The sequence below is a fragment of the Pontibacterium sp. genome, from assembly GCF_964228735.1.
GTDB lineage: Bacteria > Pseudomonadota > Gammaproteobacteria > Pseudomonadales > Balneatricaceae > Pontibacterium.
The window spans coordinates 1-12,198 of sequence record NZ_CAXRBQ010000001.1 but is presented as its reverse complement, the minus strand read 5'-3'; the positions used below and the strand labels follow the sequence as shown (position 1 = coordinate 12,198).

The 12,198-nt window shown below is 53.3% G+C and carries 14 protein-coding genes and 1 pseudogene; 9 read left to right on the top strand and 6 right to left on the bottom strand.

The window, feature by feature from the left end; all coding sequences use genetic code 11:
- Positions 1-213 precede the first annotated feature (213 nt).
- Positions 214-864, top strand: a complete 651-nt coding sequence (locus tag ACEQ15_RS00075; protein ID WP_370276893.1) for a pentapeptide repeat-containing protein — start codon at positions 214-216, stop codon at positions 862-864.
- 75 nt (positions 865-939) lie between these two features.
- On the opposite strand, the gene ACEQ15_RS00070 is transcribed toward ACEQ15_RS00075, so the two are convergent.
- Genes ACEQ15_RS00070 through ACEQ15_RS00055 form a run of 4 tightly spaced genes read right to left on the bottom strand, consistent with a single transcriptional unit; the run spans position 940 to position 3,992 of the window.
- On the bottom strand, positions 940-1,599 hold the full coding sequence (locus ACEQ15_RS00070; protein ID WP_370276892.1) for a response regulator: 660 nt from the start codon (positions 1,597-1,599) through the stop codon (positions 940-942).
- A gap of 30 nt (positions 1,600-1,629) precedes the next feature.
- A complete protein-coding gene (locus ACEQ15_RS00065) occupies positions 1,630-2,904 on the bottom strand; it encodes a sensor histidine kinase (RefSeq protein WP_370276891.1) in 1,275 nt (424 codons plus the stop codon).
- 4 nt (positions 2,905-2,908) lie between these two features.
- Positions 2,909-3,502, bottom strand: coding sequence for a hypothetical protein (locus tag ACEQ15_RS00060; RefSeq protein WP_370276890.1), 594 nt, complete (start codon positions 3,500-3,502; stop codon positions 2,909-2,911).
- A gap of 40 nt (positions 3,503-3,542) precedes the next feature.
- Positions 3,543-3,992, bottom strand: a complete 450-nt coding sequence (locus ACEQ15_RS00055; protein ID WP_370276889.1) for a copper-binding protein — start codon at positions 3,990-3,992, stop codon at positions 3,543-3,545.
- A 316-nt stretch (positions 3,993-4,308) separates the two neighbouring features.
- On the opposite strand from ACEQ15_RS00055, the gene ACEQ15_RS00050 reads away from it, so the two are divergent.
- The 5 genes from ACEQ15_RS00050 to ACEQ15_RS00030 all read left to right on the top strand — a co-directional run bounded on the left by ACEQ15_RS00050 (position 4,309) and on the right by ACEQ15_RS00030 (position 9,002).
- Entirely contained in the window at positions 4,309-5,490 is a 1,182-nt protein-coding gene (locus tag ACEQ15_RS00050) for an ABC transporter substrate-binding protein (protein WP_370276888.1), read from the top strand.
- 30 nt (positions 5,491-5,520) lie between these two features.
- The gene (locus ACEQ15_RS00045; protein WP_370276887.1) at positions 5,521-6,495 is read left to right on the top strand and encodes a YVTN family beta-propeller repeat protein; all 975 of its coding nucleotides are present in this window, start codon (positions 5,521-5,523) and stop codon (positions 6,493-6,495) included.
- 9 nt (positions 6,496-6,504) lie between these two features.
- The gene (locus tag ACEQ15_RS00040; RefSeq protein WP_370276886.1) at positions 6,505-7,239 is read left to right on the top strand and encodes an ABC transporter ATP-binding protein; all 735 of its coding nucleotides are present in this window, start codon (positions 6,505-6,507) and stop codon (positions 7,237-7,239) included.
- Complete coding sequence (locus ACEQ15_RS00035; protein WP_370276885.1) at positions 7,236-8,081, top strand: ABC transporter permease; 846 nt, start codon at positions 7,236-7,238, stop codon at positions 8,079-8,081. Before ACEQ15_RS00040 ends, ACEQ15_RS00035 begins: the two co-directional genes overlap by 4 nt.
- A gap of 192 nt (positions 8,082-8,273) precedes the next feature.
- Positions 8,274-9,002: a flagellar brake protein gene (locus ACEQ15_RS00030; RefSeq protein ID WP_370276884.1), complete on the top strand. Its 729-nt coding sequence runs from the start codon at positions 8,274-8,276 to the stop codon at positions 9,000-9,002.
- A gap of 19 nt (positions 9,003-9,021) precedes the next feature.
- Here ACEQ15_RS00030 and sigZ read toward each other — a convergent pair whose 3' ends face one another.
- Together sigZ and ACEQ15_RS00020 are read right to left on the bottom strand one after the other, a co-directional pair.
- The gene (gene sigZ, locus ACEQ15_RS00025) at positions 9,022-9,564 is read right to left on the bottom strand and encodes an RNA polymerase sigma factor SigZ (RefSeq protein WP_370276883.1); all 543 of its coding nucleotides are present in this window, start codon (positions 9,562-9,564) and stop codon (positions 9,022-9,024) included.
- A gap of 74 nt (positions 9,565-9,638) precedes the next feature.
- Positions 9,639-10,349, bottom strand: a complete 711-nt coding sequence (locus ACEQ15_RS00020) for a glutathione S-transferase family protein (protein WP_370276882.1) — start codon at positions 10,347-10,349, stop codon at positions 9,639-9,641.
- Between the two features lie 479 nt (positions 10,350-10,828).
- Here ACEQ15_RS00020 and ACEQ15_RS00015 point away from each other — a divergent pair, with 479 nt between their 5' ends.
- The 3 genes and pseudogenes from ACEQ15_RS00015 to ACEQ15_RS00005 form a co-directional block, all read left to right on the top strand.
- A complete protein-coding gene (locus ACEQ15_RS00015) occupies positions 10,829-11,173 on the top strand; it encodes a restriction endonuclease (RefSeq protein ID WP_370276880.1) in 345 nt (114 codons plus the stop codon).
- A gap of 135 nt (positions 11,174-11,308) precedes the next feature.
- Positions 11,309-11,878: a hypothetical protein gene (locus ACEQ15_RS00010; RefSeq protein WP_370276879.1), complete on the top strand. Its 570-nt coding sequence runs from the start codon at positions 11,309-11,311 to the stop codon at positions 11,876-11,878.
- Between the two features lie 108 nt (positions 11,879-11,986).
- Positions 11,987-12,198, top strand: a pseudogene (locus ACEQ15_RS00005) (IS1380 family transposase); the annotation flags it as partial.

Genomic DNA, 12,198 nt, shown 5'->3' with positions numbered 1-12,198 from the left:
CCACCGAGATCTACACAGAGCGCAACACTCTTTCCCTACACGACGCTCTTCCGATCTCACTAGCTCCAGTCTCGCACCAATCCCTGTAGCTGCCCTCTCTGAGGGCGACAGGAATTAACCGCCTTCTCGCTCGCCGGTCCTGCCTACCCCATAGGCAAACCATCATCGCTGATTAAGGCCCACACGCTGGGCCTCTTTTTCCCGGAGTTCATCATGAAAAAGCTCTGCTACTTACTACCTGCGTTGATACTCAGTACATCTGCAATCGCCAGTGACGACATTCCAACCATCAACGGCTGCCAGCTGGTCCCGAAAACCGAATGCAACGGTGTTGACCTGCGCGGCGCTGACCTGAGCAACATCGACCTGAGCGGCGCCAAACTGGCCGGAGCAGACCTGCGCGGTGCCATCCTGCGCCACAGCACGCTGAAAAATGCGGATCTGAGCAAAGCAAAACTGGATAACGCTGATCTGGCCCGTGCCGATCTACGCCATGCCAACCTGCGCGGTGCGAGCCTGCGTAGCGCCAACCTTGAATCGATCAATGCCTGGGCTCTGTTTGGCCAGGTAGCCGACTTCAGCAACGCCAATCTGCACGGTGCGAACCTGGAGTTTGCCCGTGTATCCAAGGCGCGCTTCCACAACGCCAATATGCGTGCAATCAATCTGGAGATGGCTTGGGCCACCAAGGTGGATCTGAAAGGCGCTAGCCTGGTGAACGCCAATCTGCAGGAAGCGAAGATGAGCGACAGCAACTTCGAGAACGCCGATTTCACCGGCACCCGTAAGCACTACGCCAACTTTATGGATGTAAATATGGAAGGCTGCACCAACTGCCCCGTGGACTGGCAGGTGCCCTGGTAAGGTTGAAAAAACTAAGTTCGTTGTTTCCCGTTTAGGCGTGGACTTGGATTTCGGTTCTCCCGGTCTGCGCCATTTTTAGCTCTCTACACCACCTTCGAGCCCCACCTTCAGCACACCCGCCTCAATCGCCAGGTGCACCAGCTCGGTGGTGGAATCCACTTCCAGCTTACTCTTCAGCATTGCGGTGTAATTAGACACAGTTTTTGCACTGATACACAGCTGCTCAGCTACCGCTTTCACACTGAAACCACGGGCCAGCATTACAAACACCTCAAACTCGCGTTGCGTCATATCCTGCAAACGCTGGTGCGATTGATTACGCGGCTGCTGGCGCATGGCCAAGCGCATCGCCAGGTCATGTTCAACGTAGATCTGCCCCGCCGCCACCTTCCGTACCGCCTCGATCAATACTTCAGGCGAACTGCTCTTGGTGATGTACCCCAACGCTCCGGTATCCAGTGCCTGCTGCACCATCGGCATCTCGTCGTACATGCTGAAGAACAGGATGCGTGCGTCAGGATCGCGTTTAAGGATTCGACGCGCTGCCTCAATACCGCTGATGCCTGGCAGATTGATATCCAGAATCAGCATATCCACAGACTGTTCAGTCACTTTGGTGCAAACCTCTTCACCACTGCCTGCCTCTATCACTTCACAAGGGTCCAGCAAAACAGACAGCAAACTGGCGTAGCCCTGTCGCACCACGGCGTGGTCATCGGTAATCAGAATTTTCACGGCGTCTCCTTTTTCATTGGGCTGACTTATTCACTGAGCTTTCAGGGGCATATTAAGAGAAATTTTGGTGCCACCACCGGACACCGATTCGAGCTGCAATACACCACCCAGATAGCGGGCACGCTCGTGCATCGAGCGCATACCAATCCCCGGCACCGAGTCGGGCATTAGGCCACAGCCGTTATCCACCACCTGCAATTGCAGCTGACCACCTGCACAACGTAACGAGAACTCGGTCAGGGAAGCCTGGGCGTGACGGGTAATGTTGTGCAGAGCCTCCTGCACCAGGCGGTACAGATGGCCCGCCCGTTCTTCACTTAATTCGGGCAGGCCTTCACCAAGGTTAATCTGCACCTCAACGCCGCTACTCTCTTGCCACTGTTCAGCCAGATTGAGCAAGGCATCACGCAGCCCCAGTTGATGCAGGATCACCGGATGCAGGTCACGGATCAGGCTTCGGAAGCTGGCCTGCATCTCATCGCAGTGGCCCACAATCCGGTCAGCAGTCAGTTCCACCACCGCTTGTTGATTAGCGGCTTGGCGGATCATATAGGCCTGCGCACGTATACCGGTCAGGTACTGTCCCAGGTCATCGTGCAAGGTATGTGCAAGTCGGGTGCGTTCGGATTCCTGCAGCTCCATCAGCTGACGGGTGAGCTGACGGTTGCCGTGCTGTTCCTTCTCCAGAGCATCAGCCATCCGGTTGAAATGCCCCGCCAGCCTTTCGGTTTCCGGTGAAGAATATTGCTGCAGGTTGGCACGGAATCGTCCGCCTTTACCCTGCTTTTGACCTTGCTCCAGGGCCACCAGCATATGACCGATCGGTTTTAGGCCCTGACGCACACCCCAGAAGATCATCAGGTTGGACAACACGGCACCACCGAGGAACAGACTGGCCAGCATCAGTGCCGACTCCCATACCTCGTCGATCTCATCGTCCGGCATCGCCACCACGTAAAGCAGCTCGCCGCTATTGAGTGGATACCGCCATGGACGGGCAGCATAAGCCCCGCTCGGTTTTAGCAGATCAGAGAACCATTCCGGGACCTCTTCTTCATCGGTTTCCCGATCAGGCAGTTTATTGAGGTAAAAACGAATATGGCGGGTGCTGCCGTTCAGCAACGGCTGCAGACGGGTCGGATCAAACTCCGCCGCTTCGATCATCTGCTCGACGAAGTGAATGCTCGCACCAATCTCCCGCTCGATATCTTTTTCACCCTGCCGGATCAGGCCAAACAGGGTCAGGATAAAGGCCAGCACGAAAACAATGCTGACCAGAAAGTTCAGGCGCAGTAAGGCTTTCAAGGGATTACCTGATTATCAGGGTGGGCAACCAATGCTCAGCCAGATCGGCTTCGTAAAGCTCATCGGCGGTGATCGGTTTGGTGGTCGGATCTTCCGGCGGTGCAGCCAGAATATCCATGTTAGTTTCATGCAACTGACCGGTAATCGGTCCGTGGGGAGGGTTTTCCCACTGCAGCTTGTAGTACACGCCAAACCACGGATTGATACCGTAATCGGTCGGGACTTTGCGGATGAACAAAAATTGGTATTCCAGATCGATCAGGTCATCAGGCCTGATCTGCTGGGCATTCTGATAGGGATACGGTAGGTGGCAGAGCAGCTGTTTCTCACTCTCCAGACATTTGAACGGGCGCATCGAGAGGAAATAGTCCCCGTAGACGTCATCGTCCATTTTCACTTCGGCGCGATAGCCTTTTTCGGATGGCGAAAGCAGCAACTGGCCGATGGTCAGTTGCTCGCCATTCTCAGCCTGTAAAGTGATCTGCCGTGGCGCTAGATCACTGACGGATTGTCCGTCCGCCCAGACTGTTGGAGCCAGTCCTGAGAGAAGTCCGATGAGTGAAACAGTGCCAATCAACGTCCAGTAACGGCCAGCCATTCTCTCACTCCTCTCAGGTTCAACTAAGAATGGAAGGTACTTACTTCACCTTAAACACACCGACCATGCCTTTGCCTTGCAGGCCTTCCATCTCGAACTCGAACTCACCTGGCTTAACCGGTACGAAGTAGATCTCTGCTTCCGCTGCATCTTCGAATTCCAGCTCGGTCAGGCTCACCGCTTTGATCTCCATACCTCCCGCTTCCACTTTGCGCAGGAAAATGGATGCGAAGAAATCAGGCGCAACCATCGCGTACTCTTTCTGGCCGTTGGAGATAATCGCCAGCTTGTACGCTTTACCGGTTTCCAGCTCGTACTCTTTCTGGGACAGGTAGTAATCACTCTCGTCGCTGCCCATCACCAGGTCCGGCAATTTTTGTGGGCGACGGGTCAGGTCACCTGCGGCCTGCGCAACAGAAGTAACAGTCATCAGACCGGCAACACCGGCAATCATCAGGGGTTTAATCAGACGGGATTTCAGGATGCTCATAGCGACCTCGGATTCTTATTCTGTGGATCTAATTTTGGGGGAACCTGCAGACCTATCTGCTGCGACTGACCGCCGTTTACGGCAGGACCTGATCACTGGAAGGGACATTTCGCATTACATCATCAGGACACCGTGGTCGGTCAGCTACACACCAACAAAGGGAACAACTGCAGGCTCCGGTCCTATTTATGCTAGAGAGCCACCGGTTTTAAAAAATGGTACTTCGGTACTAATTGATTCGTACTTTCTTCATATTTCTCCAGTTGTGCTTCCCCCCTATCCTGATCACATAACAACAACTACAACGAAGATCACTATGCTCAAACGTCTGAAAAACCCACTCAAGCTTGCATGCTCCGCCCTGCTGTTAAGCAGCTCTGCTGCACTGGCAGCGAAGCAACCACTCACTATCGATATTGCCTACCTGCAGTATCAGCCGGAGCGGCCACCCGCTCTTTCCAACGTGCTACCGGAACCTGAGGATGCAGGTTTGAACGGTGCCGAACTGGGTATCAAGGACAGCAACACCACCGGCCGCTTCCTGAAGCAGAAGTACCAACTGACCAGCAAACTGAGCGACGATCCGGAGCAGATCGTGGCCGAAGCACGGGTGCTGTACGACAACGGTCAGCGCCTGTTTGTGGCCAATATGCCCTCTGCACAACTGCAGCAGTTGGCCGAAGCGCTGGGTGCCGATGCACTGATCTTTAACGCCGGTTCCCAGGCCGATGAGCTGCGTACCGAGGTGTGCCTGAACAACGTGCTGCACACCACGCCCAGTCGTTCCATGCTGACCGATGCCCTGGGCCAATGGCTGAACGCTAAACGGCTGAAGGAGTGGCTGTTGATCAGTGGCAATCAACCGGAAGACAAGGCCTACGCCGCGGCGTTGAAGCGCACCGCTAAACGCTTTGGCGCCGAGATCGTCGAGGAAAAAGCCTGGAGCTTTGATACCGACCTGCGCCGCACCGCGCAGGGCGAACTTCCGCTGTTCACCCAGACCGACGAATACGACGTAGTGGTCGTAGCCGATGAGCGCGGTGACTTCGGTGAATACCTGCTCTACAACACCTGGTACCCACGCCCAATTGCCGGTACTCAGGGCCTGGTGCCCGTCACCTGGCACCGTGTAGTTGAACAATGGGGCGCGGCCCAGCTGCAGAGCCGCTTCGACAAGCTCGCCAATCGCTGGATGACAGGCAAAGACTACGCCGCCTGGGCTGGCGTGCGTTCCATCGCCGAGGCGGTGACCCAAACTAAGACCAACGATGCCACTGCCCTGCGCAGTTACATCCTGTCAGACAAATTCCAGCTGGCCGCCTTTAAGGGCCGCAAGCTGAATTACCGCGACTGGAGCGGTCAGCTACGCCAGCCGATTCCACTGATCCATCCACGTGCACTGGTTTCCCAGTCGCCACAGCAAGGGTTCCTGCACCCGGTTACCGACCTGGACACCCTTGGCTTTGATAAACCTGAAAGTCGCTGCCGCATGCAGTAAGCCGTCTGTTATAGATCCCGGAGAAAAACGATGCGATTCCCTAAATTTATCCGTTCTGCCCTGCCCGCAGCCCTGATGGCCGTTAGCGCCAGCTCCTATGCCGCCGTCGCTTACGTATCCAATGAAAAAGACGACACCCTGTCGGTAATCAATCTGGACACCATGGAAGTAACCGACACCATCGAGGTGGGCCAACGACCACGTGGTATCACCCTGTCCAAGGACATGACCAAGCTCTACATCTGTGCATCCGACTCCGACACCGTGCAGATCATGGATCTGGCTACCCACAGTATCATCACCGAGCTGCCATCCGGTGAAGATCCGGAGCAGTTCGCCCTGCATCCGAACGACCGCCACCTCTACATCGCCAACGAGGACGATGCGTTGGTCACCGTGGTGGATACTGAAACCCATGATGTACTGGCGCAGATCGACGTGGGTGTAGAGCCGGAAGGCATGGCCGTGAGCCACAACGGCAAGTGGGCGGTGAACACCAGTGAAACCACCAACATGGTGCACTGGATCGACACCACCACTTACGAACTGGTCGATAACACCCTGGTGGATCAGCGTCCACGCCACGTGGAGTTCAACAAAGACGACTCCCTGCTGTGGGCATCCTCCGAGATCGGCGGCACTGTATCGGTAATTGATGTGGAAAGCCGTCAGATCATCAAGAAACTGACCTTCGAGATCCCGGGCATCCACCCGGACAAGGTACAACCAGTGGGCGTGAAGCTAACCGATGACGGCAAGTACGCCTTTGTTGCCCTGGGCCCTTCCAACCACGTGGCAGTCATCGACGCCAAAACCTACGACGTGAAGGATTACCTGCTGGTAGGACGTCGTGTATGGCACATGGAGTTCAACGAAGATGAGAGCCAGCTGTACACCACCAACGGTGTCAGCGGTGATATCTCCGTGGTGGATGTGGATAAGCTGAAAGTGACCAAGTCCATTAAAGTGGGCCGCTACCCATGGGGTGTTGTGGTTAAGCCATAACAATTGCCGATGAGTATTCAGGTCAGCTCCGTCAGATTCAACTACGGTCCGCGCAACGCGCTGGATAACCTCAGCTTTGCACTGCAGCCCGGTGGATTTAACGCCCTGTTGGGCCCCAACGGTGCCGGTAAAAGCACGCTGTTTGCCCTGCTTACCCGCCTCTACGCGATGCAGCAGGGAAAGATCAGTATCTGCGGCCACAGCATCCGGCAACATCCCACTGAGGTGATGCAGCAGCTCGGTGTAGTGTTCCAGCAGAGCACATTGGACCTGGATCTGAGTGTGGGCCAGAACCTGAAATACCATGCTTCACTGCACGGCCTCAGTGGTCGTGCAGCCCAGCAGCGGATCGAAACCGAACTGCAGCGTATGGAGATGAGCGACCGTATCCACGACAAGGTGCGCAGCCTCAACGGCGGCCATCGCCGCCGCGTGGAGATCGCCCGTGCCCTAATGCACAGCCCCGGTGTATTGCTGCTGGATGAACCCACCGTGGGGCTTGATCCGCACACCCGCCTGAAACTCAACCAACATGTGCGCAATCTATGCGAGCAGTACAACCTGACCGTCCTCTGGGCCACTCACCTGATTGAAGAGGTACAGCCTGAGGATAAAGTCCTTGTGCTGCACAAAGGTGAGCTCAAAGCTCAGGGCACGGGTTCAGAGATCTGTGCCGAGCATGGCCATGAGTCGCTGACCGAGCTGTTCCACCACCTCACGGCCAGCAAGGAGGTATGCGCATGAACAGCCAGGCAAAGGTCTCACGATCAGTACCACTGAACCGCTCCGCCTACCTGAACTGCTTTACCGGTATCCTGACGCGAGAGTTTCTGCGCTTTGTCAGTCAGCGCTCGCGTTTTCTCAGCTCGCTGGTACGCCCCCTGCTCTGGCTGATCGTATTTGCCGCCGGTTTCCGCGCCGCGCTGGGTATCTCAATCATTCCGCCCTATGAGACCTACATCACTTACGAGGTCTATATCGCACCGGGCCTATGCTGCATGATCCTGCTGTTTAACGGCATGCAGAGCAGCCTGTCGATGGTCTACGACCGGGAGATGGGCAGCATGCGGGTACTGCTGATGAGCCCACTGCCCCGCGGTTATCTACTGCTGTGCAAGATGGTATCCACCGCACTGATATCCCTGGCGCAGGTATACACCTTCCTTGCCATCGCCCTGTTTGTGGATGTTGATCCACCGCTGCGGGGTTATCTGGCGGTACTGCCCGCATTGGTGCTGGTTGCCCTGATGCTGGGTGCACTGGGGCTGTTTATGTCCTCCTGGATCAAACAGCTGGAGAACTTTGCAGGTGTAATGAACTTCGTGATCTTCCCGATGTTTTTCCTGTCGTCGGCGCTCTATCCGCTGTGGAAAATGCGCGAAGCCAGCGAGTGGTTGTACTGGATCTGCTCGGTCAATCCGTTCACCCACGCCACCGAGCTGGTGCGTCACGCCCTGTACCTGAAGATGAGCTGGGAAGCGTTTGCGGTCGTTGCGGGTACTACGCTGGTCTTCTCCGTGTTGGCGATTAAGGGCTTTAACCCACAACGGGGCATGCGGGGCACAGGCGGCAAGGGACCGAAATAAGTCTTCACCCCTTGCCCCGACGTCTATTTGCAAACACTCTCTTCCTCCACACCCCAGTAACCATAAGCCCTGGACAAGTTTTTGAAGAAATTTTCAAACAAGATCCCACTTTTAGACTAAGCTTCACCATGTTGTCTCTTCTAAGTTGTACATCTTCCCACATACCCTTTCAGCTTGGGCAGGAGATACACCATGACAGACACTTCGGATACTGCAGTTAACCAACTGCCACACCTCAGAACAGGTGTGCGGGTCCAGCTCAGCTCCCCCGATGGCAAGTTACAACTGTTTACTCCCTTCGTTGGCATAGAAGGTGATAAAGCGGTCATTCTTCATCTGCCCTCCCGCAGCGAAGTGGAAAAAAACAATAACAATGAACGTGCAGCCGTCATCTGGTACGAAAACCTTTTGCAGAACAAACCCGGTGTAGTGGTGCGGTTTATCGAGGGTGGTGTGGTTTACGCCTTCAAGTGTTCGGTGCTTGATGTTGTAACGGGTAAGGTCCAACTGCTGGTCCTCGAATACCCCAAGGACATTTGCACCCGCTGCGTGCGCAAAGAGCCACGCTATGACTGTACGCTGCGGGTTAAGCTGTTATCGGATATTCAGCAGGAAGGACTGTTAAAAGATCTGAGCTACAACGGTTGTCAGGTTCGTCTGCAGAACCAGGAGCATTTGGAGATGCTCAAAGAACTCAAGTCACGGGAAGAGAAAATAGACCTGGAAATGCTGCTCCCCTTTGGCGACGACTTCGAAAAAATGACCGGCAAAGTCATCTCGGTTCTCAGCTACGAAAATGAATTGCGGGTTGGGGTCGCCTTTGAAGGCAAAACCGATCCGGTGAAAGGTTATCTGGACCTGCTTCAGTTACAGAACGGGTTGTCGATGGTATCCAATGAACCGGAACCCAAAGCCTCTTAGTCCAGCCTTGCCCCAACACCTAGCAGTTGTCACACTGACCGGTCCTGGCACGGTACTCAATAACGCGCCCCTGTCGATCAAGGTCCATATGACAGCACTGCTCAAACAACACTCTTAGTTTAAGGCGGCCCCGCTGCACACGGGATTTAACCGTGGAATAACTGATCCCCTTCTCCTCGGCATACTCCTTTTGCGATCGCCCCTCGATATCAATCGCCTTTAACAGCTGCGCCGTTTCTGCCGGTAATGCGTCGATAAACGGCAACACACAGTCACTCAACTGCTCTTGAACCTGTGGCTCATCCTCGTCATACCACAGCACTTCGGGATCAATAGAACGGTCCTTACCCCGCTTACGGTAGAAATCGATCACCGTATTGTTGGCAAGCTGAAACAACCAGGGTTTGAGTTTGTCGGAGGCCCGCAAACTGCCCATATTGCGGTGGGTTTTGATCAGGATCTCCTGCAACAGATCCTCCACCTCATGGGGGTCTGAGATTTTCGAGTGCAAAAATGCACGCAAGCTGTGGCCGTATTGCTGCCAGACTTTCTCGGTATTCAAGGGAGATCCTAATCGGTTGTTCAACAGATTCAGTGTGGCAGAGCGAGGAGTAAATCCCCACCCTGCCAATATTGTTAGCAGCAGGTTGCACTGGCACAGGCGTTGTCGGAGGCACTGGTACCCGGTGGGCAATCGCAGCCACGCCCCAGGAAAGTCTGCTCCGATAGATAGAAATCACTGAACGCCGCTTCAAAGTCATCAGACACGGACTTTTCTGCCAAGCCGGTAAACAACAGATGTTGCTGCCAACGCTTCACCTGTGGGTAACCCGCAAGGAAATCATAGCCTCGGTGTTTCTCAATGATCGCCGCCCGGTGCAACAACGGCAGCCAGGCAATGTCCACCATACCCACTTCGCTGGTATTGAAGAATCGGGCGTCGCCCAGTGCTTTTTCAACCGTCGCGAAGGCTTTCTCCAGTTTTACACTGCGCTCGTTCAAGGTGGCTTCGTCCGTACTGCGCTGGGCACTACACTGAACCAGATAGTGCTTGCTCGCCAGATAGCTCCAGGCACGATCCACCGCTTTCTCTTCCGGGGTGCGGTTAGGATTGAGCGGGCCGTACGCCTCTTCCAGATATTCCACGATAGCATCAGACTCAAACAACGCCTGGCCGGATTCGGTAATCAGAACCGGCACCTGAGCGCTGGGCGAGAGATCCAGAAACCACTGCGGTTTGTCTTTCAGGCTGATGTATTCGATCTCGTATGGCAGGCCTTTCGCTTCCAACCATCCGGTCACACGTTGTACAAATGGGCAGATGGTAAAGCTGATCACTTTGAGCATATTGGGTCCTCGTTTTGGGGTGTTTTGTCTGTAAGACGAAGGACCTCTGGAAAAGACGCATCTTCTCAGAATTTTTTAACTCATCTCTTTCTCCGTGGGGGAGACTTACTCTGTAGGGAAGGCTTAAGCCTTCCGGTGCCCTGAAGGGATGAGGTAAGGGGCGTTACCGAACGCCCCTTACCAATCCCCATCGACCCTGCTGCTTGCCCGGCATAGACGGGTACCCTGCGCGTTCCAGAAATCCATCGGAGCGATTTATCTCGGCTCTGCGAGCCTCGTGCTGAAATCGCTGTCTATAGATGGATTTCAGGAATTACCCAAAGGGCACGATGGCTCGGCTGCGCAGAAGGGAGATTGTACCGTTACAACTTTTTCTACATGCGTTGTTATTGTTGAGCGCTCGTTTTCCCAAATCAGTTTTGCTAAAACTTGTTGGTAGTTAACTATACAAACGTTACCGTTACTCAAAGGAGCGAACATTGGCTATTGATTACAAGAGGTTAGGTATTGACGGTGAAGACTTTGAACTTCTTTGCCGCGACGTTCTAGAGAGCTATGGAGCAGTTATTTTGTCAGAGCCAACTCGTGGCCCTGACCAAAAAAAAGATCTTGTAATTGAGATAATCAGTCAGGATGCATTAGGGAATACGGAAAGAGTCAAATATTTGGTTCAATGTAAACACAAAGCACATAGTGGTAAGTCTGTTCTTGAGTCTGATATTGGAGACTTTAGAAGCGCATGCCTCCTACATGAAACAGATGGCTACTTCTTGATAACTTCAACAATACCCTCAGTAACTGTTTCAAACAATCTTAACGCATAAAACAAACACGGCTCTTTAAAAACCGTTGTATGGGATGGAAAGAAGCTAGAAGGAAAAATTGAAGACAGCCCTTCATCAAGCAGAATAATAGAAAAATACAATTTAAAGGAAAGGCTAGACTTAAAATTCTCAGAAATGAGAAACATCTTACTAGGAGAATATCACCTCCCTTTCGACTTACACAAAGAAATACTAGAAGAGGATTTAAAAGGACTCATTTTTGAAAGAAAAATATACGACTCAGAATTCAACATAAAAAGCGAGTACATTGGATACTTTTGTTCCTTAAAAAGCCTTCAAGAAAGCTTCATAGAATCAACAAAAACTAGATTCAAGCTAAATGAAGTGCGATTTATTGTTGGACCCCCTTCTGATTACCCGTGCATCACACTAGGGGAATTATATAGAGAGCTTCAAAACTACAGAGATGCTACATACCAAGAAGCCATTTGGAAAGTTCTTGCATTTTGTCCCATTAATCCAACTGCTATCCGGTTACTTGAGTCATGTATTAAACCCCTACCCTATGAGCCTCAGAGTATCACAATTGACAGCTTGAACTTAATTTTAGACCACCATCCGAAGGAAACAGGAATATTCCTAATAAAGGAAGCGGCAAATGCATCTGCGCAGCTAAATATAAAAAGTTCAAGGGAGCACATATACAGCCAACTAAAAAATGCAGATTCATGGAATCTAACCTGATTCCGTGACTTAAAACTCAGCTTCGCATCTCCACACACCTGTACCCACGCGGCCTGCGGCGGTAATATGGACGCCAGTCTCGATTCACCCAGACAGTGATATCTGACTATGCGTACCTTCACGCTGGAACAGTCCAAAACCGAGATTATCACACCCCACGGCTGTCTGGCGCTGGTTGTCCACAGTGTCAACAGAATGACCTCCCTGGCCAAAACCTCGCGCGCCATCGTCAAGCGCCATGGCATCGCTAACATCGATCTTATTCGCACCTACCTGGGGTTGATTTGCCTTGGCAAGAGCGACTTCGAAGCGGTCGAGCA

Bases quoted from the DNA above. Each gene is read 5' to 3' on its own strand.
- ACEQ15_RS00075 (WP_370276893.1), top strand. From the start codon at position 214: ATGAAAAAGCTCTGCTACTTACTACCTGCGTTGATACTCAGTACATCT.
- ACEQ15_RS00060 (WP_370276890.1), bottom strand. From the start codon at position 3,502: ATGGCTGGCCGTTACTGGACGTTGATTGGCACTGTTTCACTCATCGGA.
- ACEQ15_RS00055 (WP_370276889.1), bottom strand. From the start codon at position 3,992: ATGAGCATCCTGAAATCCCGTCTGATTAAACCCCTGATGATTGCCGGT.
- ACEQ15_RS00050 (WP_370276888.1), top strand. From the start codon at position 4,309: ATGCTCAAACGTCTGAAAAACCCACTCAAGCTTGCATGCTCCGCCCTG.
- ACEQ15_RS00045 (WP_370276887.1), top strand. From the start codon at position 5,521: ATGCGATTCCCTAAATTTATCCGTTCTGCCCTGCCCGCAGCCCTGATG.
- ACEQ15_RS00040 (WP_370276886.1), top strand. From the start codon at position 6,505: ATGAGTATTCAGGTCAGCTCCGTCAGATTCAACTACGGTCCGCGCAAC.
- ACEQ15_RS00035 (WP_370276885.1), top strand. From the start codon at position 7,236: ATGAACAGCCAGGCAAAGGTCTCACGATCAGTACCACTGAACCGCTCC.
- ACEQ15_RS00030 (WP_370276884.1), top strand. From the start codon at position 8,274: ATGACAGACACTTCGGATACTGCAGTTAACCAACTGCCACACCTCAGA.
- ACEQ15_RS00020 (WP_370276882.1), bottom strand. From the start codon at position 10,349: ATGCTCAAAGTGATCAGCTTTACCATCTGCCCATTTGTACAACGTGTG.
- ACEQ15_RS00010 (WP_370276879.1), top strand. From the start codon at position 11,309: ATGAGAAACATCTTACTAGGAGAATATCACCTCCCTTTCGACTTACAC.